The 25367-nt window shown below is 67.0% G+C and carries 25 protein-coding genes; 10 read left to right on the top strand and 15 right to left on the bottom strand.

What is annotated here, in order from left to right:
* Positions 1–100: 100 nt before the first annotated feature.
* Positions 101–2035 (bottom strand): ABC transporter ATP-binding protein/permease, encoded by a 1935-nt coding sequence (locus ACZY08_RS21235; RefSeq protein WP_463746607.1) that lies wholly within the window; start codon positions 2033–2035, stop codon positions 101–103.
* A 155-nt stretch (positions 2036–2190) separates the two neighbouring features.
* The gene (locus tag ACZY08_RS21240) at positions 2191–3126 is read right to left on the bottom strand and encodes a type IV toxin-antitoxin system AbiEi family antitoxin domain-containing protein (RefSeq protein WP_463746608.1); all 936 of its coding nucleotides are present in this window, start codon (positions 3124–3126) and stop codon (positions 2191–2193) included.
* A gap of 172 nt (positions 3127–3298) precedes the next feature.
* On the opposite strand from ACZY08_RS21240, the gene ACZY08_RS21245 reads away from it, so the two are divergent.
* The 3 genes from ACZY08_RS21245 to ACZY08_RS21255 all read left to right on the top strand — a co-directional run bounded on the left by ACZY08_RS21245 (position 3299) and on the right by ACZY08_RS21255 (position 6562).
* On the top strand, positions 3299–3580 hold the full coding sequence (locus ACZY08_RS21245; protein WP_463746907.1) for an FmdB family zinc ribbon protein: 282 nt from the start codon (positions 3299–3301) through the stop codon (positions 3578–3580).
* 10 nt (positions 3581–3590) lie between these two features.
* A complete protein-coding gene (gene fmdA, locus ACZY08_RS21250) occupies positions 3591–4847 on the top strand; it encodes a formamidase (RefSeq protein WP_463746609.1) in 1257 nt (418 codons plus the stop codon).
* Between the two features lie 101 nt (positions 4848–4948).
* Positions 4949–6562: a serine/threonine-protein kinase gene (locus ACZY08_RS21255; RefSeq protein ID WP_463746610.1), complete on the top strand. Its 1614-nt coding sequence runs from the start codon at positions 4949–4951 to the stop codon at positions 6560–6562.
* A gap of 7 nt (positions 6563–6569) precedes the next feature.
* Here ACZY08_RS21255 and ACZY08_RS21260 read toward each other — a convergent pair whose 3' ends face one another.
* The gene (locus ACZY08_RS21260; RefSeq protein WP_463746611.1) at positions 6570–8165 is read right to left on the bottom strand and encodes an adenylate/guanylate cyclase domain-containing protein; all 1596 of its coding nucleotides are present in this window, start codon (positions 8163–8165) and stop codon (positions 6570–6572) included.
* A 175-nt stretch (positions 8166–8340) separates the two neighbouring features.
* Between ACZY08_RS21260 and ACZY08_RS21265 the strand changes: the two genes are divergently transcribed.
* Positions 8341–9168: a universal stress protein gene (locus ACZY08_RS21265; protein ID WP_463746612.1), complete on the top strand. Its 828-nt coding sequence runs from the start codon at positions 8341–8343 to the stop codon at positions 9166–9168.
* A 5-nt stretch (positions 9169–9173) separates the two neighbouring features.
* Here the strand turns inward: ACZY08_RS21265 and ACZY08_RS21270 are convergent, their stop codons facing one another.
* From ACZY08_RS21270 to ACZY08_RS21300, 7 genes are read right to left on the bottom strand one after another with little or no spacing between them, the layout of a single operon-like run.
* Positions 9174–9554 carry a hypothetical protein gene (locus ACZY08_RS21270; protein WP_463746613.1) on the bottom strand — a complete coding sequence of 127 codons (381 nt, stop codon included), beginning with the start codon at positions 9552–9554 and terminating at the stop codon, positions 9174–9176.
* Positions 9551–10291: an SDR family NAD(P)-dependent oxidoreductase gene (locus tag ACZY08_RS21275; RefSeq protein ID WP_463746614.1), complete on the bottom strand. Its 741-nt coding sequence runs from the start codon at positions 10289–10291 to the stop codon at positions 9551–9553. The genes ACZY08_RS21270 and ACZY08_RS21275 overlap by 4 nt, the downstream gene beginning before the upstream one ends.
* Positions 10292–10294: 3 nt before the next feature.
* On the bottom strand, positions 10295–11884 hold the full coding sequence (locus ACZY08_RS21280; protein ID WP_463746615.1) for an ABC transporter ATP-binding protein: 1590 nt from the start codon (positions 11882–11884) through the stop codon (positions 10295–10297).
* The gene (locus tag ACZY08_RS21285; protein ID WP_463746616.1) at positions 11884–12765 is read right to left on the bottom strand and encodes an ABC transporter permease; all 882 of its coding nucleotides are present in this window, start codon (positions 12763–12765) and stop codon (positions 11884–11886) included. The genes ACZY08_RS21280 and ACZY08_RS21285 overlap by 1 nt, the downstream gene beginning before the upstream one ends.
* The gene (locus ACZY08_RS21290) at positions 12762–13739 is read right to left on the bottom strand and encodes an ABC transporter permease (RefSeq protein WP_463746617.1); all 978 of its coding nucleotides are present in this window, start codon (positions 13737–13739) and stop codon (positions 12762–12764) included. The genes ACZY08_RS21285 and ACZY08_RS21290 overlap by 4 nt, the downstream gene beginning before the upstream one ends.
* On the bottom strand, positions 13736–15229 hold the full coding sequence (locus tag ACZY08_RS21295) for an ABC transporter substrate-binding protein (protein WP_463746908.1): 1494 nt from the start codon (positions 15227–15229) through the stop codon (positions 13736–13738). The genes ACZY08_RS21290 and ACZY08_RS21295 overlap by 4 nt, the downstream gene beginning before the upstream one ends.
* Positions 15230–15273: 44 nt before the next feature.
* Positions 15274–15402 carry a hypothetical protein gene (locus ACZY08_RS21300; RefSeq protein ID WP_463781845.1) on the bottom strand — a complete coding sequence of 43 codons (129 nt, stop codon included), beginning with the start codon at positions 15400–15402 and terminating at the stop codon, positions 15274–15276.
* 5 nt (positions 15403–15407) lie between these two features.
* On the opposite strand from ACZY08_RS21300, the gene ACZY08_RS21305 reads away from it, so the two are divergent.
* A complete protein-coding gene (locus ACZY08_RS21305) occupies positions 15408–15947 on the top strand; it encodes a hypothetical protein (RefSeq protein WP_463746618.1) in 540 nt (179 codons plus the stop codon).
* A gap of 19 nt (positions 15948–15966) precedes the next feature.
* The gene (locus tag ACZY08_RS21310; RefSeq protein ID WP_463746619.1) at positions 15967–17037 is read left to right on the top strand and encodes a DUF4185 domain-containing protein; all 1071 of its coding nucleotides are present in this window, start codon (positions 15967–15969) and stop codon (positions 17035–17037) included.
* 4 nt (positions 17038–17041) lie between these two features.
* Here the strand turns inward: ACZY08_RS21310 and ACZY08_RS21315 are convergent, their stop codons facing one another.
* Positions 17042–17788 (bottom strand): SDR family oxidoreductase, encoded by a 747-nt coding sequence (locus tag ACZY08_RS21315; protein WP_463746620.1) that lies wholly within the window; start codon positions 17786–17788, stop codon positions 17042–17044.
* Between the two features lie 126 nt (positions 17789–17914).
* Here ACZY08_RS21315 and ACZY08_RS21320 point away from each other — a divergent pair, with 126 nt between their 5' ends.
* Complete coding sequence (locus tag ACZY08_RS21320) at positions 17915–18988, top strand: NAD(P)H-dependent amine dehydrogenase family protein (RefSeq protein ID WP_463746621.1); 1074 nt, start codon at positions 17915–17917, stop codon at positions 18986–18988.
* 64 nt (positions 18989–19052) lie between these two features.
* Positions 19053–20876 (top strand): Hsp70 family protein, encoded by a 1824-nt coding sequence (locus tag ACZY08_RS21325; protein WP_463746622.1) that lies wholly within the window; start codon positions 19053–19055, stop codon positions 20874–20876.
* 3 nt (positions 20877–20879) lie between these two features.
* Here ACZY08_RS21325 and ACZY08_RS21330 read toward each other — a convergent pair whose 3' ends face one another.
* The 4 genes from ACZY08_RS21330 to ACZY08_RS21345 form a co-directional block, all read right to left on the bottom strand.
* Positions 20880–21374: a thermonuclease family protein gene (locus tag ACZY08_RS21330; protein ID WP_463746909.1), complete on the bottom strand. Its 495-nt coding sequence runs from the start codon at positions 21372–21374 to the stop codon at positions 20880–20882.
* Between the two features lie 63 nt (positions 21375–21437).
* Complete coding sequence (locus ACZY08_RS21335; protein WP_463746623.1) at positions 21438–21638, bottom strand: excalibur calcium-binding domain-containing protein; 201 nt, start codon at positions 21636–21638, stop codon at positions 21438–21440.
* A gap of 140 nt (positions 21639–21778) precedes the next feature.
* Positions 21779–22423: a TetR/AcrR family transcriptional regulator gene (locus ACZY08_RS21340; protein WP_463746624.1), complete on the bottom strand. Its 645-nt coding sequence runs from the start codon at positions 22421–22423 to the stop codon at positions 21779–21781.
* Complete coding sequence (locus ACZY08_RS21345; protein WP_463746625.1) at positions 22420–23247, bottom strand: SDR family NAD(P)-dependent oxidoreductase; 828 nt, start codon at positions 23245–23247, stop codon at positions 22420–22422. Before ACZY08_RS21345 ends, ACZY08_RS21340 begins: the two co-directional genes overlap by 4 nt.
* Positions 23248–23435: 188 nt before the next feature.
* Between ACZY08_RS21345 and ACZY08_RS21350 the strand changes: the two genes are divergently transcribed.
* Both ACZY08_RS21350 and ACZY08_RS21355 read left to right on the top strand, forming a co-directional pair.
* Positions 23436–24131: a class I SAM-dependent methyltransferase gene (locus ACZY08_RS21350; protein ID WP_463746626.1), complete on the top strand. Its 696-nt coding sequence runs from the start codon at positions 23436–23438 to the stop codon at positions 24129–24131.
* A 43-nt stretch (positions 24132–24174) separates the two neighbouring features.
* On the top strand, positions 24175–25365 hold the full coding sequence (locus ACZY08_RS21355; RefSeq protein WP_463746627.1) for an NAD(P)/FAD-dependent oxidoreductase: 1191 nt from the start codon (positions 24175–24177) through the stop codon (positions 25363–25365).
* Positions 25366–25367: the final 2 nt, after the last annotated feature.

The following is a 25367-nucleotide window of genomic DNA, read 5'->3' on the forward strand; positions in this document are numbered from 1 at the left end:
GTCGGGCATTGTGCGAAGGCTTACCTTACTACGTCGTGTCGTTCCCACTGTCCTACCAGACGGCGGCGGCAACGGGCGGGCCCGCCGTCGTGAGCAGGCATTACACGCCGACCGGTTCGATGTCGTCGACGCGGCCCAGCCGCCACTGTCCCTCGCCGAGCAGTTCCAGGTGGGTGTTGTGATGACGGTGGACCGTGGAGCGGTGGGTGACGCTGACCAGCACGGTGTCCGGTAGGTCGCGACGGATCAGGCTGTAGATCATGAACTCCAGCGGTTCGTCGAGCGCCGAGGTCGCCTCGTCGAGAAACGCCACCTTGGGTTTGGTCAGCAGCACGCGGGCGAATGCGACGCGTTGCTGTTCGCCGGGGGAGAGCACCTTGGCCCAGTCGGCATCCTCGTCGAGTCGGTCGACGTAGCGCGGCAGTGCGACCGCGAGCAGGGCATCCTGCAACGCCGTGTCGGGCAACGCCCCGGGCTGCTGCGGATAGGACACCACGGTCCGCAGATCACCCAACGGTATGTAGGGCACCTGCGACAGATAGAGCGTTTCGTTGTCGCCCTGCGGGCACCGCACGGAGCCTGAGGCGTAGGGCCAGAGTTGGGCGATGCTGCGGAGCAATGTGGTCTTGCCGGTGCCCGACTTGCCGGTGATGATCATCGCCTCGCCGGCGGTCAGGGTCAGGCTGAGAGCGTCGATCAACTGCTCGCCGGCCGGGTTGCGTACTTCGACATCGCCGAGTTCGACCAGGCTGTCGGCGTTGGCGGCCAGATCCGAGACGTCCAACTTGGGCAGCGCTCGGCTCTGCTCGTCGGCGGTGACCAGCCCGTGCAGACGCATGATCGAGGCGCGGTAGCCCGCGAAGGTGTCATAGGAATTGCGGAAGAACGACAACGCATCCTGAATCGCGCCGAATGCGGCCACCGACTGATTGACCGTACCGAGCTGGATCTGGCCGGTGAACAATCTCGGTGCCTGCAACATCCAGGGCAGCGGAATGATGATGTGGTTCATCGACAGATTCCAGCCGGTGAAGGCCATGGTCCGGTTGACGAAGTGCTTGTAGTTCGTGACGACCGCCGCAAAACGTTCCCGCAGCTGCGACCGTTCGACCTTCTCGCCGCGATAGAGCGCGACCGACTCGGCGGCGTCGCGCAGGCGCACCAACGCGTAACGGAATGCGGCATTGAACTTTTCGTTGTTGAACGAGAGCCGGATCAGCGGACGGCCGAGCGCGAACGCGACCACGGTGGCGAACGCGACATAAACGAACACCGACCAGAACATCGCGCGCGGTATCTCGATGCCGAACAGGGTGAGGTCACCCGAGAGGTTCCACAGGATCGAGGTGAACGAGATGACCGAGACGATCGACGAGATGGCGCCGAAGGGAAGAGTGCCGTTGCTGGTCTGATGCGGGGTGTTGGGCTGTGGGCCCGACAGTGCGGTGAACACGTCGATGTCGGACTGGATGCGCTGATCCGGGTTGTCGATGGTCTGGTCGATGAACCGGGACCGGTAGTAGGCACGACCGTCGAGCCAGTCGCCGGTCAGCCGATCGGTCAGCCAGGCACGCCAGGCCAGCATGAAACGCTGCGTCATGAACAGGTCGACCAGCACGCGGGTGACCAGGATCGCGGCCAGCACCATGAAGGTCGCCAGCGCGATCCAGAAACCCCTGATCCCTGAAGTTCTCACCTCGTCGTTGCCGGTGGCCAAGCCCTCGACGGCGACCTGGGCGGAGGTGAACAGGTCGTTGCCCTGGTAGCTGAACAACACCGACAGGCGCACGTTGATGATCACCGACAACAAGATCGCCGCCAGCGTCAGCCATGGCCTGAGGCTGTGGCTCCCGGTGAAATAGGCGCCGGTGACGGCCCAGAACTGTCGGCCCCAGCTGGTGAAACGGGCGATGAGGATCAGGACGGCCAGGGTGCAGACCGCGGTGATGGTCCAGGCCTGGACCAGCCACCACAGGGAGTGCAGCAGCTCGTTGCTCCAGTCGATCGAAGGCGTGAACGGCTTCAGATCAGTCACCGGGGCCCTCCTGATGTGCCGACTGGAGTACCAGACGTGTCTGCGTGGAAGCTACCGCAGCGGGTCAGGGCCCGAGTCCATCCACGCCGCACCCGCTTACGTAGTTGGGCGGTGGATTGCTGCTCAATAGTGACCGCAATCCGCCGCATTGACGGCTACGCGGCGCGGTCGAGCAGTTCGAACCCGCACGCTGGCCCGCACGGGCGGCCCACTACGGCGATCCCGTGCCGTTGCAGCACCGCAGCGATCTTGCCGGCGGTCTGACATGGCCGGTCGAAAACCTGCGCGTAGGACAGCCTGACGGTGGACCGGCCGTCTACTGCGGCGTCGAGATCCCGCTCGAAATCCTGGTTCCGCGCGGCCACCGAGTCGTGATAGACGCGTCCGTCGAGCTCAACGACGAGCCGCTCGTCGTACTCTGAATCGCGATAGCAGACACCCACCGATGAGGCGGACCGCTTCTGTCGCGTGGCCCGCGGTAAACCATGCGCTCGCTCGACACGAACGAGATAGCCGTGCTCAAGCACCGAGCAGGTGCCGTCGGCGATATCGAGCAGTACTGCCCGCAGCCATCGGCGACGCCGGAGCCGCCCCCGAGAATCGAGCACTTGCAGCAGCCGCCGTGCGGTCGTTCGTCGCGATTGGCACGCATTGGCCAGGACCGCAATGGCATCGAGTTCGGAGCCGGCCCGGCAGGAGACGTCGAGTGTGGCTTCCTCGTAGCGCATCCTGGGTGGGCCGACGTTCCACAGCACACGCTCTCGGAGGTGTGCGACGCGGTGAATGCGGACGCCGGCCGGCTCAGCCAATGTCGACCGTTGTCGCTCGATGGCGACATGGATGAGAGGCGTTTCAGTGCCCAAGGCCGATTCGAGGCACAGTGCCGCCGGGGCCGCGTAAAGCACTGCACCCCAGGTACGTTGCAGCCAGGTCAGCGGTCCGGTGTGATCGACGTACACGCCGGCGTGGACCCGCGCCCACTCGTTGCGCCTGAGCAACCGCCGGATCTCATGCTCGGGCAATCCCGCATCCAGCGCCTGCCGACGCGATATCACCCCGTCTTGCTGCCGAAGCACATCCTCGACTCCCACCGCTTCGATCCTTGTCGAGCGGCGCGACGGCCACCAGAGCACTTCGGTGATCTGTGGATAACCGCTTACGCGGCGGATCGCTGCCACATAGTGACTGCAAACCGCCGCGTTGAGCCGGACTACTCGAGTAGCGTCGCATAGGTCCGCCCTCGGACCGTTAGGAAATCTGTTGGTGCTCTATGTGTTTCGCTGCGAGTCCGGCTGTTCGTCCACCGAGCAGCAATTTTCGATGAATGCTCGGCCCGACGTGATCGAATGCCCGAGTTGCGGCGCGGCCGCCCGCCGAATGATCTCTTCGCCGAGCCTCGGCCGTGGCGGCTCGACCGCCATGGCGCTGCAGGACGCGACGCGCGCGTCGGCCGACCGTCCCGCAGTGGTGGCCGGACCGCGGTCGGGCGGCCGGCGGCAGAAAGTCACCACCAATCCGCTTCACCAAAAATTGCCCCGTCCCTGAAGGAGGATCAATGCCCGAGCTTGTCTTCCCGCTCGACTCGACCAAGAAGTTCACCGATCAGGAGAAGCTGGGCCACAACCGGTGGCATCCGGACATCCCGGCCGCGGTGACGGTCAAGCAGGGGGATTCGTTCCGGGTGCACTGTCGCGAATGGTTCGACGGCGCGATCGTCAACGACGATTCGGCCGACGACATCCTCAACGCACCGTTGACGACAGTGCACGTGCTCTCCGGCCCGATCGCCGTCGAGGGCGCCAAGCCCGGCGATCTGCTGATCGTCGACATCCTCGACGTAGGCCCCATCCCGCAGGAGGATTCCGGGCCACTGGCCGGCCAGGGTTGGGGCTACACGGGCATCTTTCCCAAGCTCAACGGCGGCGGGTTCCTGACCGATCAATTCCCCGACGCCTACAAGGCGATCTGGGACTTCTCGGGTCAGAAGGCCACCTCACGCCATGTCCCGCACGTGGAGTTCACCGGCATCGTGCACCCGGGATTGATGGGCACCGCGCCCTCGACCGGACTGCTGGCGAAGTGGAACACCCGCGAGGCCGCGCTGATCGCCACCGACCCCGACCGGGTACCGCCGCTGGCCCTGCCGCCCGAACCGCGCGACGCCATCCTCGGCGGGCTGACGGGGGAGGCTTTCACCAAGGCCGCCGGCGAGGCGGCCCGCACCGCGCCGCCGCGGGAGAACGGTGGCAACCAGGACATCAAGAACCTCACCAAAGGCAGCCGGGTGTTCTATCCGGTGTACGTCGACGGGGCGAACCTCTCGGTCGGCGACCTACACTTCTCGCAGGGCGACGGCGAGATCACGTTCTGCGGTGCCATCGAGATGGGCGGCTTCATCGACTTACGCGTCGATGTCATCCCCGGCGGCATGGAGACCTACGGCGTGAGTGAGAACGCCATATTCATGCCCGGCAACACCGATCCGCAGTACTCCGAGTGGCTCGCCTTCTCCGGCACCTCGGTGACCCTGGACGGTGAGCAGCGCTACCTGGACTCACACCTGTCCTACCAGCGCGCGTGCCTGCACGCGATCGACTACCTGACGAAATTCGGCTACAGCCCCGAGCAGGCCTACCTGCTGTTGGGTGCCGCGCCCATCGAGGGACGCCTGTCCGGTGTGGTCGACATTCCGAATGCCTGTGCGACGGTGTACATCCCGACTGCGATCTTCGATTTCCCGATCGCGCCGTCGGCCTCGGGGCCGACGAAGATCGACCCTGGTATGGGGGCCCCGCACTCGTCGTTCGGCTGACGGCACACGTATATCCTCGTCACCGGACCCCGATGCGCCGCGCCGGTGCCGGCACGGTCGGCGGACCGTTGACAGTCGGGGAGGGCTGAAAGGAACGTGCAATGACGCCGCCTCCCGGTGCCTCGCGCCTCGGCACCCGGTTCGGGCCGTATGAGCTGAAATCGCTGATCGGTGTCGGTGGAATGGGTGAGGTGTACCGCGCCTACGACACCGTCAAAGAGCGGATGGTGGCGGTCAAACTGCTGCGCACCGAGATCGCCGCCGACGCGAGCTTTCAGGCGCGGTTCCGGCGTGAATCCCGGGTGGCGGCGCGGCTGCAGGAACCCCACGTCATCCCGGTGCACGATTTCGGCGAGATCGACGGCGTTCTGTACATCGACATGCGTCTGGTCGACGGCGCCAGCGTCAAGGAACTGCTGCGGACCCACGGACCGCTCACTCCGGGACGCGCCACCGCGATCGTCACCCAGGTGGCCGCGGCGCTCGACGCCGCGCACGCCGACGGCCTGGTACACCGCGACATCAAGCCGGAGAACGTACTGCTCACCCCGGACGACTTCGCCTACCTGGTGGATTTCGGTATCGCCCACGTCGGGGGTGAGGCCAGCGTCACGATGACGGGCGTGCTGATCGGATCGAGCGCCTACATGGCGCCCGAGCGGTTCTCCGGTGGCCCGGTCGGACCGGCCGCCGACGTCTATGCGTTGACCTGCCTGCTCTACGAGATGATGATCGGCCGGCCACCGTTCGAGACCGGTGATCTGCGCCAGCTGATGAGTGCGCACATGTTCTCCCCGGCGCCGCGGCCCAGCATCATGCGTCGCGGCATACCGCGCGCATTCGACGAGGTCGTCGCCAAGGGCATGGCCAAGGACGCCGTCGATCGCTATACCAGTGCCGGCGAGCTGGCCAAGGCAGCCCGCGCCGCGGCCGGCGCCGCGACCTCCGCTGCGGCACCAGCACCAGCACCAACACCAACACCTGCATCTGCACCTGAGCCGACAGCGGCATCACCTGTTGTGCCGCCCGAAACGGCGCCCGCACCGGCCCCGACGCCACTGCCGCGACCGGCACCGCCGCATACGCCGGGCACCCGCGAGTTCTCCTCGATCTACCCGAACCCGGATCACACCGGGTTCACCCCGTATCCGCCGGCACCGCCCCCACCTCAGTTGCCGCAGGCGCCGGCGCGCAAACCGCGGTTGAGCCGGACCCAGCTCATCCTGATGATGGTGTCGGTGGGGTTCTTCGGGATCGCTGCCGTGCTGGCCGCGGTCCTGGCCAGTGGCGGCGACGGCGCCTCCACACGCGAGACGCCGGCCGTGCCGTCCCAGCCGAGCTCGGCTTCCGAGGCGCCGACGAGCACCACGAAGGCCGGTTCGGCGACGGCCGACGTGAGCGGCACCGACGAGCAGGGCTTCATCGACCACACCGCGCGCTGCCTCGAGGGAACCACCCCCGCCGCCGTCATCCGGACCGCGTCCTCGCTGGCGGTGATCTGCCAGAGCGGGCCCGATTCCTTCTCTTACCGCGGCGAGCGCCTCAGCGACGGTGCCAATCTCCAGATTCCCACCGCCGAGCGTTCCGGCAATGGCTTCGTGGCGACCAATCCCGCCGACGGTGCACGCTATGAGGTCGGCCCCGACGGTCTCACCATCAGCAGCTACGGCCATGTCGATTCGTCGGAACCGCCCCTGGAGTACGGCCAGCGCTGACGCCCTCTCAGGACGCAGTTTTCACTGCGGTGGTTCTTGCCGGAACCGGGGCATACAGGGCCACCGGATTGGTCTTGCCCTTGAGAGTCAGCCCTGGGCGGGCCTCGAAAACACCTTGGTCCCTGGTGAGTTGACTCAAGGTGGCAGCCGTGAAAAGCACGGTGTCGCCGGTCTGGCGGGTCGCGGATTCAACCCGGGAGGCGATGTTCACCGCGTCGCCGATCACGGAGAACTCCAAACGTCCTGCGCCACCGACATTTCCGGCCACCACCGGCCCGGAGTTCAGCCCGACGCCCACCGACAGTGTGCCGCTGAACTCGTCGTGCACGGCGGCCGCGATCTGCAACGCTGCGCCCAAGGCGTCGTCAGCGTGACGGTCCTGGCGCCGGGGTGCGCCGAAGACGGCCATCAGGCCGTCGCCCGCGTACTTGTCGACGTGGCCGCCGTGGGCGTGCACGATCGGGACGATCCGCTCGAAAAGCCGGTTGAGCGTGGTGACCACCTCGGTCGGCTGCAACCGCTCGGCGAGCGCGGTGAATCCACGGACGTCGACGAACATGAGCGTGACGTCCACCTCCTGCGCCTGCACTGACCCGACGGCGCACAGGATGTGTTCGGCCACATCGCGATCCACGTAGGTGCCGAAGGTGTCGCGGATGCGCTCCCGTTCGGCCAGACCCGCCGTCATCGTGTTGAAACCTGCTTGCAGGCGCCCGATCTCGCTGGCGTCATCGACCTCGACCCGCGCAGTGAAGTCACCTGCCTGCACCTGCCCCAGTGCCCGGCGCAGCGCGGTGACACGTTCGGTGACCGACCGGATGGCGATCAGGATCGCGAACAGCCCGACCACGATCGCCACGGCCACCAGGATCAGGATGGCCGCGAAGGTGCGTTGGGCCCGGAAGCCGATGTCGCCGAGGTAGCCGACCGCCAGTACCGCGATGCCGAACAGCGGAACCCCGGTGGCCAATAGCCAGGCCATCACCAGCCTGCGCCCGATCGTCGGCCCGACTCGCCGGTCCGGGGTGGTGCCGTCGAGGGCACGAGCCGACACCGGCCGCATGACCCGCTCGACGATCAGGTACCAGACCGCGCTCGTCGAGATACCGCCCAGCGCCACCACGCTGAAGATGTACACCGCGGTGGACACCTCCTGACTGAGCGCCAGCGAGCCGAAGATCACCGCGCCGACACCCCACACCGCGGCCGACAACCGCACCGCTTCCCCGGAGGCGCCGAGCGTCAGCCGCTGTTCCCGCGGCGTGGGCCGGCGACCCTCACTGAGCCACGCGGTGCCGGCGGCGAACCGGTGGCGCCGTACCCGCATCATCACCGGGACCGCGACTGCCAGGAACACGACGAGTACGGTGCCGCCGCGCAAAATCAGGCGCTGGGTGTCCGCCGGGCTCAACACGATGGGGGCGGCGAAGGCCAGGAACGCGCCGACTATCCCGCCGCCACCGGCGCCGACGACGGCCGCACTGCGCACCCAGCGCTTGAATGTCAGATCACGAAGTTGGGCCCCGGCGTCGCGGGCGATGACGGCGGGGGCGACAGCGACGGGCGTCCTGAGGTGGGACAAACCGTTGACGGTGACGTCCATGAGCTGAGCTTGCGCGCGTAACCCGAACGGCCGATAGGGTAGTCGGCTACCTGTTTCGGGTCGGTGTGCGGAGTCAATCTGAAGTCGATCCGAAGTCGATGTGCACTGCCACCGGCCCTTTAGTCTGGAGTGGGACGCACGAACTCCGGCGGCACGAACGGACTAGAGGACGCAGATGAAGATAGTGCTCGGGTATGACGGATCGCTGGCGGCCAACGCGGCGATCAACAACGGTGCTGCACTGTTTCCGGCCGCCGATGCGGTAGTCGTCTATCTGTGCACGCCACCGTTCGGTAGCAAGGGGCTGCGCGCCCGGTTACGGCACTCCGCGCGCAATGTCGACGAGTTGATCGACCTCGTGGACAGCGAAAGCGAGGGTGAGGCCGCGCGTCTGGTCGACATCGGCGTGATCCTGGCCCGGGCCGCCGGCTGGAATCCCGAGGCGCTGGTCAAGCGCACCTGGGCGGGGGAAGGACTGGGGCTGGCCCAGGTGGCCGAACACCTGGAACCCGACGTGCTGATCGTCGGCGCCCGTGGTGCGGGCGCGAGCGACTCGAAGTTGGGCAGTGTCTCGGATCTGGTGGTGCACCATGCACCGCGTGCCGTGCTCGTGGTGTCCCAGAACATGATCTCGGCCGAATACGACGCGGTGGCCGACGGGCCGGTCGTGGTCGGTGTCGACGGCTCCAAGGGTTCCGACCGGGCGCTGGCTGCGGCCGGTGCCCTGTTCCCCGATCGTGAGGTGGTCTCGGTCGGGGTGGACGACGGTAGTGCGGTCGACGTCGCCTCCGCCCAGGCTGCACATCTCGTACCCAGGTTCCGCGGATCCGGCGCCGGCGCAACCGCTGATGCGCTGGTGGCGTTTGCCGAAGATCAACGGGCCGGCGTCATCGTGGTGGGCTCGCGCGGGCGGTCGGCGCTGAAGAAGGTGCTGTTGGGCAGTGTGGCGAGTGCGACGCTGCAGCGCACCTACCGACCGGTCCTGGTGGTACCGGGCGAGTAGCGCGTCTACATGTGCACGTTGCGCAGACCGCGTGCGTTGCGCAGCCCGGAGCAGTTGTAGCAACCCACGCATCCGACGCAGTCACGGCAGCGGGCACACCCGAGGCAGCCCACACACCGCAGACATGCGAAGCAGCCGACACAGGCCAGGCAGCCGAGCATCGCGAACGACAGTACGGTGAGCGCACTTCCGACCACGGCGGCGCTACTGGCCGTTGCTGCCGATCCGGCCACCCCGGCGCTGGAGGCGGTGGCAGCCGATCCGGCCACCCCGGCGCTGGAGACGGTCGCGGCCGACCCGGCCACCGCGGCGCTGACCGCGGTGGCCGCCGAACCGGCGACCGCCACACTGCGATGTGTCGCGCGCGAGCGGACGGCCGTGTTCATCCAGCTGTCTTACCGGCGTCGACGATGTAGACGGCGCCATGCACGGCGGCCGCGTCGTCACTGGCCAGGAACGCGATGGTCTTGGCGACATCGGCCACGTCCATCATCCCGCGGGGTGCGGCGATCCTCAGGATCAGATTCCAGTCGGCATCCTCCGGTGCGGCGAACTCGGTGGTCTGCGGGGTCAGCATGCCGCCCGGGCACACCGCATTGACGCGGAGGCGCTCCGAGGTGAACTCGATGGCCAGGGCGCGGGTCAGCCCCACGAGCCCGTGCTTGGCCGCGCAGTAGCCCGCCGAGTACACCTCGCCCTCGATGCCGGCGATCGACGCGACATTGACGATGTTGCCGCCGGCCTCCAGCAGGTGCGGCAGCGCTGCCCGGCACAGGAAGAACGGCCCGTTGAGGTTGACGGCGAGATCCTTGTCCCACTCCTCGTCGGTCACCGAGACGGTGTGGCGCATCTGGTGAAAGCCCGCGACATTGATCAGTGCGTCGAGGCGGCCGAAACTCTCGACGCACTGCGCCACGGCGTCCCGGCAGGCCTCCGAGGAGGAGACGTCCACCGAGGCGTAGGCGCCCCCGGGCACATCCTCGAACACCGTGGCCATCCGTTCGGCGTCTCGGGCCACACCGAACACCTTCGCGCCACGCGCGGCGAACAATTGGGCCACCGCCGCGCCGAGTCCCGATGAGGCACCGGTGACCAACGCGACCTTTCCATCCAGAGCAGTCATGGCTCACACCTTCTCACGTGGCCTGGCCGGCGGAACTGCGGCCAGCAGCGTGCGGGTGTACTCGTGACGCGGCGCGGCGAACAACTCGGCGGCGGAGCCGTATTCGACCACCTCGCCGGCCCACATCACCAGCACGTCGTGGCACATGCGGTGCACCACCGCCAGGTCGTGCGCGATGAACAGATAGGTCAGGCCCAGCTCACGCTGTAGCTCCGAGAGCAGGTCCAGCACCCGCGACTGCACGGACACGTCCAGCGATGCCGTGGACTCGTCGAGGATCAACACATCAGGTTCGGTGGCCAGCGCCCGGGCGATGCTGACGCGCTGACGTTGCCCTCCGGACAGCTCGTGCGGATAGCGGGAGGCGAAATCTGTTGGTAGGCCGACGAGCTCGAGCAGCTGAGCCACTCGTTCGGCGCGGCCGCGCCGGCCTGTGGCCAAGCGGTGCACGCGCAGCGGCTCACTGATCGCGGAGTTGACCCGCGCCCGCGGATCGAGCGAGGCGAACGGGTCCTGGAACACCAGGCTGATCCGTCGGCGCAGATCGCGCCCGCCGGCGAATACGTTGTCCCCGGCCAGCGTCGCGGTACCGGCCGACGGTGTCGCCAGTCCGGTCAGAGCTGCGGCCACCGTCGACTTGCCCGAGCCGGATTCACCGACGATCCCCAGCGTCGTTGCCCGGCGGATCTCGAACGACACGTCCTTGACCGCCCGCACCGAGCCGTAGCGCACGTCAAGGCTGCTGGCCTGCAACAGAACCGGTGCATCGTCGGGGGCGGGGTCAGGCCCGGGACCGTCTACCAGTGGACGGGCCGCGAGCAACTCCCGGGTGTACGCGTGCTGCGGATGGTCGAACACGTCGAGGATCGGTGCCTGCTCGACGACCTCGCCCTCGCGCAGCACCGTGACCTCGTCGGCCACCTGACCGATGACTCCGAGGTCGTGGCTGATCCACACCACGGCAGTGCCGAAATCCCGTTGCAGATCGCCGACCAGATCGATGATCTGCGCCTGGGTGGTGACATCGAGTGCGGTGGTCGGTTCGTCGGCGATGAGTAGTTCCGGATCGCAGGCCAGGGCTATTGCGATCATCACGCGCTGGCGTTGGCCACCGGACAATTGGTGCGGATAGGTATCGAGCCGCTCCTGGGGGAGCCCGACGGCTTCGAGCAGCTCGCCGGCCCGGGTGCGCGCCTGACGCCGGCTCATCTTGCGATGTGTCTCAAGGGTTTCGGTGACCTGACGTTCCAGCGTCAGCAGTGGGTTCAGTGATGTCCCCGGATCTTGGAAGACGAATCCGATCCGGCTACCGTGCACGGTCCGCAGGGCCCGGGCCGACGCCCCGATCAGTTGGGTACCGCCGGTCAGTGTGCTGGCACCGGAGGCCACGGCACCCGGCGCGTCCAACAATCCGGTGGCGGCCAGCACCGTCATCGACTTGCCCGACCCGGATTCGCCGACGATGCCGACCGTCTGCTCCCGGTGCACCTCGAACGACACACCCCGCACGATCTCGCGGCGGCCGATCGCCACCCTCAGATCATCGACCTTCAGCACCGGTCCTGATGTTGTCTGTGCTCCTCGCGTGGGCATCATCGCCGGCCCGCCCTTCTCGCCTCGATCGAGGTGCGTTGCCTGGGATCGAGCACATCGCGCAATCCGTCCCCGAACAGGTTGAACGCCAACACCATCACAAAGATCGCCGCGCCCGGGAACACCGCCATCCACCACGCCAGCGTGACGAATCCCTGGGCGTCGAAGATCATCCGGCCCAGCGATGGCTGCGGCGGCTGGATGCCCAAGCCGAGAAACGACAGCGCGGCTTCGGCCAGGATCGCGAAAGCCAGTGACAGGGACAGCTGAACGATCAACGGCCCGGCGATATTCGGCAGGATGTGCCGGATCAGGATGTAGCCGTCACCGGTGCCCATGCTTCGCGACACGGCGACGAACGGTTCCACCCGTACCCCCAGCGCCGAAGCGCGGGCCACCCGGGCGAAGATCGGGATGTAGACGATCCCGATGGCCAGCATGGTGGTGGTGATGCCGGGCCCGAGGACCGCGACGATCGCGAGTGCGAGCAGCAACACCGGGAACGCGAACATCACGTCGACGATGCGCATCACCACGGTGTCGATCCATCCGCCCCGGTAACCGGCGAGCACACCGATCATCACGCCGGTCACGGCCGCCAGCGCCACCGAGACCACCGCGACCCGGAGCGACGCGGCGATCGCCACCAGCACCCGCGAGAACACGTCGCGGCCTAGCTCATCGGTGCCGAACCAGTGGGCGGTGCCGGGGCCCTGCAGCGCGCTGGGCACGTCGATGTCGTTGATGCCGTACGGCGCGATCCAGGTGGCAGCGACCGCGACGACCAGCACGGCCAGCAGCACCGCGGCGCTGATCGCCGTCACCGGATTGGACACCAACAGCCGCCATGACGCGACGCGGGAATCCTGGGGAGTGGTCATGACAGCCGGATCCTCGGGTCGACGATCGCATACAGCGCATCCACGAGCAGGTTGATCAGCAGGAACAGCACCGCGATCAACAGCACCGCACCCTGGATCACCGGATAATCGCGTGCGGCAACGGAATTGAACACCAGTCGGCCCAAACCTGGCCAGGCGAACACCACTTCGACCACGATCACGCCGCCGAGGATCGTGGCCAGCTGGATTCCGGTGATGGTCAACACCGGAAGCAGAGCGTTGCGCACGATGTGGCGGAAGGTGACCACCGGTGGGGTCAGACCCTTCGACCGTGCGGTGCGGACATAGCCCATGGCGGCGACCTCCAGCACCGCCGAGCGCACATAGCGCGTCATGATCGCGCCGGCCACCAGACCGACTGTCAGGCCGGGCAGGATGATGTGGCGTAGCCAGCCGCCCGGATCCGCAAGCAGGGGGCGGTATCCCGAGGTCGGCAACCAGCCCAGGGTCGAGGCGAACAGGCCGATCAGCAGAATGCCCAGCCAGAAATCGGGGACCGACACGCCGAACTGGCTGGCGACCCGGACGATCGCGTCGGAGGCCCGTCCTTCCCGCAGCGCCGAGAAGATGCCGGCCGGCAGCGCGATCACCAGGGCGATGAGGATGCCGACCACCCCGAGGGACAACGTCGCCGGCAGCCGGTCGAGCAGGGTCAGAGTGACCGGGTCGCCGTTGCGGAAACTGACCCCGAGATCGCCGGTGAGCGCCGACCCCAGATAGGAGAAGAACTGCTCGACGATGGGCCGGTCCATGCCGCTGGCCGCACGCAGTGCCTCGTAGGCCTGAGGGGTGTAGCGGGTACCCAGCGCGATCCGGACCGGGTCGCCGGGCACCAGGTGTACCAGGGCGAATACCACGATCAGCACCCCGATGAGCACCACGGCCGAATACAGCAGGCGCCGGGCCAGGAACTCCGCGATGGGATGATTGGCGCGAAACACACCGAAGTTCACCGGGTTTCACCTCCGTCAAGGTCGGCGGTGCGGAACCGGACGGCGCCGTCGCGGCGCACCTGATACCCCGATAGCTTGTTGGCCCACGCCTGGATCACCGATGGGTTGTACAGGTAGATGTAGCCGGCCTCATCTGCGATCCGGGTTGCGGCCTTGGTGTAGAGGTCTTTTCGCTTGACGACATCGGTTTCGGTGCGGCCCGCGTCCAGTAGACGATCGACCTCGGGATCGGAGAACTTCTGCGCGTTGCTGGTGCCGTTCGTGTGGTGCTGGGCGTAGTAGAAGTCATCGGGGTCGATGTTCCCCAACCAGCCCATCATCAGCATGTCGAAGTGTCCGGTGTTCTGTTCGTCGAGCCAGGTGGCGAAGTCCACGGTGCGGATGTTCACCGTGATGCCAAGGGGCGTAAGGTTGTCGGCGATTATCTGGGCCGCCGTGACCGTCTCGGGATACTCGCTGGTGACCAGCATGTCCAAAGTGTGTGGTGCGGCGCCGGCCGCCTGGAGGAGTCTCCGCGCCTCGTCTACGTCGTAGCGGTAGCGGTGGTAATCGGTGAACCACGGACTGCCCCGCGGGATCGCCAGTTGGTTGGTCGCGGCGGTGCGGTAACTGGTGGCCGCAGCGATCGCGTCACGGTCGATGCCGTATGCGATGGCCTGGCGCACCCGTGGATCGTTCCACGGTGGGCGGGCTTCGTTGAGAGCCAGATACCAGTAGTCGTTGCCGGGGGTGACTGCCAGTGTGAGCGAGTCGTCGTCGCGCAACTGGGCGACGCGCTGCGGCGGTACCGAATCCGTCCAGTCGATCTCGCCGGCCTGCAGCGCCGACAACGCCGTCGTCGGCTCGGAGATGAACCGGAACGTCACCCCCGAAATCGGAGGCGGGCCTCCCCAGTAGTGCGGGTTGGCCTTGAGCGTGATCGAGTCGCCGCTACGTCGTGCGGCGAACGAGAACGGGCCGGTGCCGATGGGATGGGTTGCGATCTGCCCGCTCTCGACATTTGCCCGCTGCACGATCGCCATGCCCTTGAACCCGCCGAGGTTGGTCATCAGGTTCGGGGTGGGCCGGCGGACAGTTATCCGGACGGTCGCCGGATCGAGCGCGGTGACACTGCTGACGGCACTGAACTTGTCGACGTTGGTCAGCTGTTCGTCGATGATGCGACGGTACGAATACACGACGTCGTCGGCGGTCAGCGGCGTGCCGTCATGCCAGCGCACACCGTCGCGCAGATGAAAGGTCCAGACCAGTTGGTCGTCGCTGACCTCCCAGGACTGCGCCAGCGCGGGCCGCATCTGCAGATTCTCGTCGGGCTCGACCAGGGTGTCGAACACGTTCTCCAGTACTTCGAAGGAGAAGTAGGCACTGGTCCGGTGCGGGTCGAGTTGGTCGGGTTCGCCGGCGATGGCCGCGATGAGGTTGCCCGACGCTTCGTCGCCGAGGTCCACCCGGCTGCCGGTGGAACAGGCCGTCGAGCAGGCAGCCAGCATGAGTACCAGGACTGCTGCCAACGCTTTCACCGCTGGTCGTGTGGTCACGATTTCTCCAGGATCACCGCGGGCGATCCGTCCGTACGCTCACCCGCTGGGGCCGTCAGGCGGGTCCGTTTTGACGCGTATGGACCCATACCGGTGACGACGCTGATGAAGACTGCGATACTCACCCATTGTGACCTTCAAGCGCACGGCGGCCGCGACCGCCCTGATGTCGGCCCTGGGAATCGGACTCAGCCTGGGGGTTGCAGCTCCTGCGCAGGCCGATCCGCTCATGCAGGGCATCTACTCCTACAACCAGGAGGGCGTCGCGCACGAGAGTTGGTCGGTGTGGCCGTCCTGTGTCCCGACCGTCGGAGATCTGCGTGAGCCGCTGGAGTTGGCGGTGGCATGCCGACTGCACGTGGAAACGACCCGCGGCACCAAGGGCGGAGATGCCCGGCTGGCCGGCGGGCAGTGGGTCTATTCAACTTCGGTGCTCGAGGGAATCCAGTGTGAGAACGGAGACTGGGCGCCGATCAACGAGACCTACAAGTTCGATGATGTGGCGCTGACCGGCACCCGCAGCGTTTCCAACAACGAGGCGTGTGGCGGCACCTTGGCACCGGCGATCCACAACTTCCCGTTCACCTTGAAGTTCGAGCGGCCGCTGCAGATTCCGGTCGACACCTATCCGCTGGACTGCGAGCCGGGCGGCTTGCGGTGGTGCACCTGAGTTCGAAGGCTGAGGAACATTGCTGCCGCTGATCGACGGCAAGGTCGTCGACATCACCGGCCCGGGACGTACCGAACGGTTCGGGGTCACGAGCACTGATCTCGGGGCGTCGGTCGTCGCGCCGAACGGCAAGCTGGTGTCGGTCTTCGGGGACACGTTCTCCGGTCGCCGGGTGGGGCAGGGAGACTGGCGTTCGCCCGTGGTGCTGATCGGCACCGGCGACGCCAACCACGAGATCGTCTACGAGTCCGCCGGGGGAGCAGACCCCGGCTACGCGCGGCAACTCTGGGACTACATCCACGACGACGCGGCATCGGGGTGGCGCCGCGGCGGTATCAGCACCGTGATCCCCTCGGATCTGCTGCGCGTCGGCGACTCGCTGTACCTGCACGCGATCGTCAACCACGGTTTCGGCACGGTCATCTGGACCGAGATCTGGCGCTCCGACGACAGCGGGGTGTCCTGGACCCACATGGGCGAGCAGGCGAAGTTCCCAGCGGACCTGCATGACGGCTACGCGCAATGCTGGTCGTGGGACTTCGACCCCCACGACGGCTGGGTGTACGTGGTCGCGACCGGATTTCAGCGTGACAAGGGCATCATCCTGATGCGGGTCCGGCCCGATGAGATCGGCCGACGGTCGCAGTACTCCAGCTGGGGGTTCGTCGACGGGCGCTGGCAGTGGGGAACCCAGGCCACCCCGATCACCCCACCCGACGAACACTGGGGGGAGCTGACCTTCCGCCGCACCGCCCCCGGCCGATGGGTCCTCGGCGGATTCCTGGCGTCCTCATATGCGTTGGGCTACCGGGTGGTGTCCTCGCCGGTGGCCAACATGTACACCACCCCCGTCCAGGCGCCGATCACCGGATCGTCTTGGGACGCCGAAGATCACGCGGACAGCACGGTCGCTCAGCTGTACGGCGGCTACCTGCTGCCGGGCTCACGCTTCGGCGTCACCGGCGGTGTCGGGCTGGTGGTCTCACAGTGGCGCACTGACACCGGGTGGCCTTACCGGGCAATGCAATTCAAGTCCACGCTCAAGGACACGTCCAAGAAGGCGCAGCGGCCTGATCCGATCAACCTGTGAGCGATCAGGCGGTGAAACCGCCGTCGACGTTCCAGTTCGCCCCGGTGACGAAGCCCGACTCCGGGCCGGCCAGGAAGCTCACCACAGCCGCGATGTCGCTCGTGTGCCCGTAGCGTCCCAGCGCGACGACTCCCTTTGCCGCCTCGGCGAATTCGCCCTGATCGGGGTTCATGTCGGTATTGATCGGACCGGGCTGCACGTTGTTGACCGTGATCCCGCGCGGGCCGAGCTCACGGGCCAGGCCGCGGGTGAGCGACGCGACCGCACCCTTGGTCATCGCATAGGCGGACAACCCCGGCTCGGGCACCCGGTCGGCGTTGATGCTGCCGATGTTGATGATCCGGGATCCCTCGCCGAGGTGGGCCACGGCACTGCGGATCGCGGCGAATACGCCACCGATATTGACCGCCACAAGCCGGTCGAACTGTTCCTGGGGGAAGTCGTCGATCGGTGAAATCACCGCCACTCCAGCGTTGTTGACGAGGACATCCAGGCCACCGAGATCCGCCACGGCCTGCTGGACGGCCGCGGCGACCTGGGCCGGATCGGCACTGTCGGCCTGAATCGCCACGGCCTTCGCGCCGTCGGCGGTCAGCTCGGCCACCAGCTTGTCGGCCTCTGCCGCAGACGAACCGTACGTGAACGCGACAGCGGCGCCGTCGGAGGCCAGACGGCGGACGATCGCTGAGCCGATCCCGCGCGAACCTCCGGTCACCAGTGCGCGTCGCCCGGCCAAAGTCGGAGATGTCATTTCGATTCCTTCCCAAAGCGTTCAAGGCTTTCCGGTCTCACCGACCGCGGGCCATGCTTGGTAAAGGTAGATGTCGGAGCGCAGATTCCCGGTGTGACTGGCCTCACTCTGTGCCAGGGTGTTCGGATGGTCAAGCGTGTAGTGGTGTGGGGTACCGGGTTCGTCGGGCAGATGGTGATCGCCGAGATCCTCAAACACCCGTTGTTCGAACTCGTCGGTGTCGGTGTCAGCAATCCGGAGAAGGTGGGCCGCGATGTCGGCGAGATCTGTGGAGTAGGTGCGCCGATCGGCATCACGGCCACCGACGACATCGACGCGCTGATCGCGCTGAAGCCCGACGCGCTGGTCCACTACGGGCCGACAGCCGCCCACGCCGACGCCAACATCGACGTCATCACCCGGTTCCTGCGGGCCGGCATCGATGTCTGTTCCACGGCGATGACCCCGTGGGTGTGGCCCAAGATGCACCTCAACCCACCCAACTGGATCGAGCCCATCACCGAGGCGTGCGAGGCCGGCGGGGCATCGTGCTTCACCACCGGAATCGACCCCGGCTTCGCCAACGACCTGTTCCCGATGACCCTGATGGGCCTGTGCTCGGAGGTGCGCCGGGTGCGGGCGTCCGAGCTCCTCGACTACACCAACTACACCGGGGACTACGAATTCGAGATGGGCATCGGCAAACCGCCAGAACACCGCGCGCTGCTCGAAAACCCGGACATTCTCATCTTCGCCTGGGGCGCAACGGTTCCGATGATCGCGCACGCCGCGGGGATCGAACTCGACGAGATCACCACCACGTGGGACAAGTGGATCACCCCGGACGAACGCAAATCGGCCAAAGGCATCATCCCGGCCGGCAACGTCGCGGCGGTTCGCTTCACGATCAACGGTGTCTACCGTGGCGAGACCCGGATCCAGCTCGAGCACGTCAACCGCATCGGCCTGGACGCCGCACCGGACTGGCCGTCCGGAATCGACAACGACGTCTACCGCGTCGACATCGAAGGCACGCCGAGCATCTCTCAGGAGACCGCGTTCCGGTTCACCGACGGTTCCGGTCGTGATGCCGCCGCTGCGGGCTGCCTGGCCACCGGACTGCGCGCGCTCAACGCCGTGCCCGCGGTCAATGAACATTTGCCTGGCTGGGTGACACCCCTGGATCTACCACTGATTCCTGGGTTCGGCACCATTCGCTAGGTAACGCCGGCCCCGGCAAAAGAGATGGATTACCGGATAGGGTTCCTTCTCGAAACGGGGTGACATGTCAGACGGGATCGGGTTGTCGATTGGTTCGACCAACCTCACAGCAGTGGTGGTGGGCCGCGCCGCGGTGACGCGTTCGCCGGTGCTGACGCTCTACCCGCATCGGGCCCCGGAAGTGGGTGTACCCAGCGAAAACCCCAACCTGAACGAACGCGGGCTGATTCTCACCGACTTCGTCGAGCGGGTGGGGGATCCGGTCGGGATGCTGGCCCCTGACGGCTCGTCGCACCGGGGCGAGGTCGTGCTGGCCGACGCACTGGCGGCGCTGCTGCGCACGCTCACCGGTGGACGTCCACCGGCCGATCCGATCGCCGTCACGCACCCCGCGCATTGGCGGCCCAACCAAGTCGAGGCGCTGCGCACCGAGCTGGCTGCTCTCGGTGGTTTCGGTGATCCGGTGCTGATACCCGACGCGGTGTCGACGCTGGTCGCACTGCAGGACAACCCCGGGGTGCCGACGCGCGGTGTGATCGCCGTGTGCGACTTCGGAGGCAGCGGCACCAGCATCACTCTGGCGGACGCCGACCGCGGCTTTCAGCCGATCGCACCGACGATCCGACATCCTGACCTGTCGGGTGACCTGATCGACCAGGGGCTGCTCACCCACGTGGTGAACGACCTGTCCGCCGCCGGGACGATCGATCTGGCGAGCACCTCGGCCATCGGCTCGCTCGGTCGTCTGCGTGCCGAATGCCGGCGCGCCAAGGAACGTCTTTCCACCGAGTCCGTCACGGCCCTGGTCGCCGAACTTCCGGGGCATCGCAGCGACGTGCGACTGAACCGCAACGAACTCGATGACGTGATCGCCGAACCGCTGCGTGAGTTCATGTCTGTCCTTCAGGGTGCGATAGAACGCAGCGGGTTGCGCCCCGGCGAGCTGGTGGCGGTGGCTTCCACCGGCGGGGGCGCCCGGATCCCCGCGATCACGACGACGCTGTCCGAACACCTCCGCCTGCCGGTGATCACCGCGCCTCGACCCGAGCTGACACCGGCCATCGGCGGTGGTCTGGTCGCGGTGCGCGGAACGGCAGTGGACGGGATGACCGCGATGGCCCCGGCCTCTGCGGCTGCCCCGCCGACGCAAGCCGCGGCGCTGGTGGCGCCCGAGCCTCCGGCCGCGCCCCAGGCGCTGGCATGGTCCGATGCCGAGAACGTGCCCGACGTCGCGCCGGTCGATGACTACCGGGCCGAGGATTACGGCGACGATTACGGGGCCGACTTCGACACCGGATTGGACCCCGCGGGAGGACGGACCACGGCACGACCTCAACTCGCGTTCGGTGAGCGTGAGCTGACCGAACGCGACGAGATCGCCGCCCGGCCCTGGTATCTCCGGCCGCCGGTGATGCTGGGTGCCGGCGCCGCCGTTGTGCTGGTTGCCGTCCTGGTGGCGTTGGTGACCGTCATGGGAAGCGACGAGCCCACCCGCCCGGCGTCCACCTCCAAGGCGGTCACATCGTCCACTGCGGCCCCGGACGAACCGGCGCCTGCCGCGCCGGTCGACGAGCCCGCCACCGACCAGGCGCCGCAGACCGTCACGCACGAGGCGCCGGTCCCGCACACCGTGACGCAGACAGTGGAGCAGCCCGCTCCGGAGGCTCCGCCGGTGACGGAGAACCCGCCGCCCGCCGAGACGCCGCCGCCCCCGACGACGACGGAAGCTCCGCCTACGACCACGCAGGCGCCCACGACCACGCAGGTGCCCACGACGACGCAGGTGCCGACGACCACCCAGGCGCCATGGAGTCCCACCGCCCCGTATCCGACGATCCCCGGGCTCCCGTGGGTGCCCGCGCCCGGAGGCGGTCACACCGGGGGCTGAAGTTCAGCGCCGCGCCGACTCGGTGTCGCCGTTGCACGGCGGACCCCACAACCCGCGATGCGCTTGTCTCGCTTCGTTTTCGGCAGCAGCGACGGCGTCGTAACGGGCGACGGGGCGACCATCGTAGACGTATGCGTGGGCCATCCCGGCCCTGGCAGCCTCCACTGAATAATCCCAGCCGTCGGCTCGGACCAGGTACGCCAGGGTGCGCCCATAGCGGTCGGTCCGGTCTTGAGTCGGATCGGGCTGGAGCGCTACCCGCTGTCCGGCCATGTTCGATCTGGCGAACTCCGTAGCCTCCGGACCCCAGCAACCGATGGTGTAACCCGGCTTCTTCGTCTCAGGTGTGTCGATCCCCAGAATTCGCACGCGGAGTCGGCCGCGGACATCGTCGCGGATGTCGATGGTGTCGCCGTCGACCACTCGCAGTACTTCTGCCGTCGTCGCGATGGGGTCGGCCCGGACCGCCGGAGAGGTGATGAAGGCGATCAGAAACATCACGAAACCGATAATGCGGGTCGCCGATGCCGAAGGCGATGTCGATGTCGATGTCACGAAGGGTTACGACTGCTTCTCGCAGGCGACGCCGTCTCCGTCTCTGTCGAGATGGTCGGCATAGCCGGGATCGTCTTTGGTCATGTTGGACCTGCCATCGGCGTACGCGTCTTTGCAGTACCGATAGGGCGGGTCCGCCTGTGCCATAGGGGCTGCACCGATGGCGCCGCCGACCATGGCCGCTGCGACGAGGAAGGCACGAAACATGGGAACCCCCTTGTGATCTTGAATTGACGTGATCGTAAGTAAGCGCATGGTAGTACGCGCAGCCCGCCAGGGGGATCGTTTGCTGAGGAATCTTCTCGGTTGCTCCCGGCAAGACCTGTGGCCGGGCGTCCGTCGAGGGCTCAGCCGGCCGCCATCGTTTCCAGCGCATCGACGGCATCGGCGGTGTAGGTGAGGGTCGGGTCGAGTGTGGCTGCGGTGCGCAACGTAGCGGCCAACGCGGCCGCGGCGAGGTCGACCAGGGCATCGATGTCCACATCGCGATGGGTGATGCGGTCGATCATCATCTCGTCGAGGAAGCCGATCCAGCCATGCATGGCGGTGCGCAAAGTGGGAGGTATGGGGTCAACGATGCCCAGTGCCAACAGAATTCGCTGAGCGCCCAGCCAGCGGAGGTGTTCGATGGCCGATTGGTGTTCGGGATCGGCGCCCAGCGCACCGCGCATCAGCGCGACGAAACTGTCCGAGTACGAATCGATGTGGGCGATATGGCTGCGCAGGGCATGGCGTAGCAGATCTGCCAGGCTCGACCCCGGCGGTGCGGCGACGGTCTGCGCAGCGGCGATCTCTTCGGCGATCTCGTTCATCACGGCCAGATACAGGCCACGCTTGTTGGCGAAGTGGTGGGCGATCAAGCCGTATGCCACACCCGCGTCCTTGGCGACCTGTGCCGTGGTGACCTGATCGTACGGCCGTGTCGCGAACTGCCTTCGGGCCGCATCGACGATGAGCTGACGCCGATCGGTCGGCCTGGGACGAGTGCTCATCGGCCTGGCTGGGCCAGCGCGCTGTCGGTGTCGACCCGTCGTCCGCCGAGTGCGGCGATCGCTCGTCCGATCACCGGAACTTCCAGGGGCAGAAGTGAATAGCGCGGGTGGACGACGCGTCTCGCGCCGTGCTCCAGCCCGCGGACGATGGCCGCGGCGGTGGAGGCGGGTGCCACCGGGGGAAACGTCGGTGGCGGGGACGTCTTCCACGGCAGTTCATCGATGTCGCGCAGTGCCGTATCGGTGGCTCCGGGGACCACCTCCAGCACCCTGATGCCGGTTCCGGCCAGCTCCAGCCGCAACGATCTCGTTGCCTGGGCCAGTGCGGCTTTGGAGGCAGAGTAATAGCCGAGCAGGGGGAGCGGCACGGCCTGCACGGTGGAGGTGACGTTGACGATCACGCCGGAATCGGCCGCCCGCATGGCCGGCAGCAGCGCGGAGGTGAGCGCCAGCGGGGACCAGACGTTGACCTCGAAGACGGCGCGGGCCGCTGAAGAATCGGCCATTAGCGATTGTGCTCCGGTGAGGTTGGCGCCGGCATTGTTGATCGCGATGTCCACTCCGCCGAGCGACTCAAGGGCCCGGCGGCCGAGCTCGGCTGCCGCTCCGGGTGCGGCGAGGTCGACGGGAAGTACGACGGGTCGGCGCGCTCGAGGACCGGCTATCTGGTCGGCCAGGTCGTCGAGCAGGTCCTTGCGGCGTGCCGCCAATGCCAGCGTCGCTCCTCGCTGTGCCAGGGCCAGCGCCAGGTCGCGCCCGATCCCGCTCGATGCGCCGGTGATCAGTGCCTTCTTGCCGGCGAGGTCGGTTCTGCGGTGTCGCATGTCTGGCTCCGCTCGGCCATTGGGTTGGAGACCTCACCCTGACAGACTGACTGATAATCAGTCAAGTGGCACCCGCTGGGCGATTCGAGCCGACGCAATATGAAAATGTGAGCTGCATCACAACCTGTTACGTGCGTGGCCGATCCGGTGTCTTGTGCCTGACCCCCGAATCGAAGGAGGGAAAGGTCATGAGTGAACTACTAGGGGACATGTTCGAATCGGCCTACCGCGGCGAAGTTTCGGCGATGAGTGTTGGAGCCATCGCCGCAGGGGCGAAACCGCCGTGGAGTATCGGTGAACCGCAGCCGGAGCTCGCCGAGTTGGTCGAGCAGGGCAGATTCCACGGCGACGTACTCGACGTCGGCTGCGGGGAAGCCGCCCTCTCGCTGCACCTTGCCGAACGGGGATTCACGACCGTCGGGCTCGACCTGGCGCCTACGGCCATCAAATTGGCCAAGGCCGAGGCCGCCCGACGAGGTCTGGACAACGCCAGCTTCGAGGTCGCCGACATCAGCCGATTCTCCGGATACGACAGCAGGTTCGGCACGATCGTTGACAGCTCGGTGTTCGACGCCATTCCCGTCGAGGGTCGCGACGCTTACCACCGGTCCATCGTGCAGTCCGCCGCGCCTGGTGCTTCGTACTTCGCGCTGGTGTTCGACAAGGCCCGCCTGCCCGACGGCATTCCCGCCTACGCGGTCACCGAACACGAACTACGGGAAATCGTGGCCAGACACTGGGTGATCGAAGACATCAAGCCGGCGCGTATCCACGCCGTATTTCCCGCCGGCGCCGAGAACCTGTTCCCGATATCCGACTTCGAGGACGAGCCCAACGGCCGCAAGTCCATCCCGGCCCTCCTACTCACCGCGCACCTGGGCTGAGCACCAGCTGCGCATTGACCTATGTAACCGATTGGAGCGAATCATGCAGCACCGCATCGTCATCCTCGGGGCCGGATACGCCGGGGCATTCTCGGCCGGATACCTGGCCCGCCAACTTCACCGTGACGACTTCGAGATCACCGTCGTCAATGCCGAGCCCGATTTCGTCGAGCGGCTGCGGCTACATCAACTCGCCGCCGGGCAGGATCTGCGTCACCGCCCGCTGGCGGAGGTGTTCAGTGGCACCGCCATTCAGCTACGGGTGGCGCTGGTGACCAAGGTCGACGTCGAGCACCGGACCGTCACAGTGGCCGACGCCGAGGGGATCGAGAGGCTCGAATATGACACCCTGCTCTACGCCCTCGGCAGCACAGCGGCCGACCACGGCGTTCCGGGCGTCGGCGAGCACGCCTTCCATGTCGCGGCGCGGCCTGCGGCACGGCGACTGCGTGCACGCCTCGATGAGTTGGGCCGGGACGGGGAGGTGTTGGTGGTCGGCGGCAACCTGACCGCGATCGAGGCCGCCACCGAGTTCGCCGAATCCCGTCCGGGACTTCGGGTCAACCTCGTCACCAGCGGAGCGCTGGGGGGCTGGCTGGGCGCGAGGGCCCGCCGTCACCTGATACGTGCCTTCGACCGATTCGGTATCGCGGTACACGAGCACACCACAGTCACGCGCGTCGAGGAGTCGGCGGTAATCGCTGCCGACGGAACTGCTTTCGCCTCCGACGCGACGGTGTGGGCGGCGGGGTTCGCCGTCCACCCGATTGCCGCCGCCAGCGGCCTCACGGTGGAGCCCAACGGCCAGATCACGGTTGACCGTCAGATGCGGTCGGTCTCGCACCCGGATGTCTACGTTGCCGGTGACAGTGTCTTCGTCATCGGCGAGAACGGTTTGCCGTACCCGATGTCGTGTGCGTCCGCGGGCCCGACCAGCAAGCAGGCGACGGCAGCCATCATCGGGGACCTGACCGGGCGTGACATCCCGACCGCTTCGTTGAGCTATGTCGGCAACCACATCAGCCTCGGACGTAGGGACGGGATCTTCCAGCTGGTCGACGATGATGCGCGGGCGAAGCCGTGGGCACTTCGCGGCCGTGCGGCCGCACGCGTCAAGTCGGTGATCCTCGACGGTGCCGTGTGGGCGCTGAGTCACCCGACCCTGGGAAAGCCGAATCACAATTACCGGTTGGCGAGCGCTGGAGAGCATTCGCCTGCCGCACAACAGGTCTGACC

The organism is Mycobacterium sp. IDUB_9 (assembly GCF_055419505.1).

What these genes read in the sequence shown, in the direction of transcription:
- fmdA (WP_463746609.1), top strand. Translation starts at nt 3,591, where the DNA reads ATGCCCGAGCTTGTCTTCCCGCTCGACTCGACCAAGAAGTTCACCGAT.
- ACZY08_RS21255 (WP_463746610.1), top strand. Translation starts at nt 4,949, where the DNA reads ATGACGCCGCCTCCCGGTGCCTCGCGCCTCGGCACCCGGTTCGGGCCG.
- ACZY08_RS21260 (WP_463746611.1), bottom strand. Translation starts at nt 8,165, where the DNA reads ATGGACGTCACCGTCAACGGTTTGTCCCACCTCAGGACGCCCGTCGCT.
- ACZY08_RS21265 (WP_463746612.1), top strand. Translation starts at nt 8,341, where the DNA reads ATGAAGATAGTGCTCGGGTATGACGGATCGCTGGCGGCCAACGCGGCG.
- ACZY08_RS21270 (WP_463746613.1), bottom strand. Translation starts at nt 9,554, where the DNA reads ATGAACACGGCCGTCCGCTCGCGCGCGACACATCGCAGTGTGGCGGTC.
- ACZY08_RS21275 (WP_463746614.1), bottom strand. Translation starts at nt 10,291, where the DNA reads ATGACTGCTCTGGATGGAAAGGTCGCGTTGGTCACCGGTGCCTCATCG.
- ACZY08_RS21280 (WP_463746615.1), bottom strand. Translation starts at nt 11,884, where the DNA reads ATGCCCACGCGAGGAGCACAGACAACATCAGGACCGGTGCTGAAGGTC.
- ACZY08_RS21285 (WP_463746616.1), bottom strand. Translation starts at nt 12,765, where the DNA reads ATGACCACTCCCCAGGATTCCCGCGTCGCGTCATGGCGGCTGTTGGTG.
- ACZY08_RS21295 (WP_463746908.1), bottom strand. Translation starts at nt 15,229, where the DNA reads ATGCTGGCTGCCTGCTCGACGGCCTGTTCCACCGGCAGCCGGGTGGAC.
- ACZY08_RS21315 (WP_463746620.1), bottom strand. Translation starts at nt 17,788, where the DNA reads ATGACATCTCCGACTTTGGCCGGGCGACGCGCACTGGTGACCGGAGGT.
- ACZY08_RS21320 (WP_463746621.1), top strand. Translation starts at nt 17,915, where the DNA reads ATGGTCAAGCGTGTAGTGGTGTGGGGTACCGGGTTCGTCGGGCAGATG.
- ACZY08_RS21325 (WP_463746622.1), top strand. Translation starts at nt 19,053, where the DNA reads ATGTCAGACGGGATCGGGTTGTCGATTGGTTCGACCAACCTCACAGCA.
- ACZY08_RS21330 (WP_463746909.1), bottom strand. Translation starts at nt 21,374, where the DNA reads ATGTTTCTGATCGCCTTCATCACCTCTCCGGCGGTCCGGGCCGACCCC.
- ACZY08_RS21335 (WP_463746623.1), bottom strand. Translation starts at nt 21,638, where the DNA reads ATGTTTCGTGCCTTCCTCGTCGCAGCGGCCATGGTCGGCGGCGCCATC.
- ACZY08_RS21340 (WP_463746624.1), bottom strand. Translation starts at nt 22,423, where the DNA reads ATGAGCACTCGTCCCAGGCCGACCGATCGGCGTCAGCTCATCGTCGAT.
- ACZY08_RS21345 (WP_463746625.1), bottom strand. Translation starts at nt 23,247, where the DNA reads ATGCGACACCGCAGAACCGACCTCGCCGGCAAGAAGGCACTGATCACC.
- ACZY08_RS21350 (WP_463746626.1), top strand. Translation starts at nt 23,436, where the DNA reads ATGAGTGAACTACTAGGGGACATGTTCGAATCGGCCTACCGCGGCGAA.
- ACZY08_RS21355 (WP_463746627.1), top strand. Translation starts at nt 24,175, where the DNA reads ATGCAGCACCGCATCGTCATCCTCGGGGCCGGATACGCCGGGGCATTC.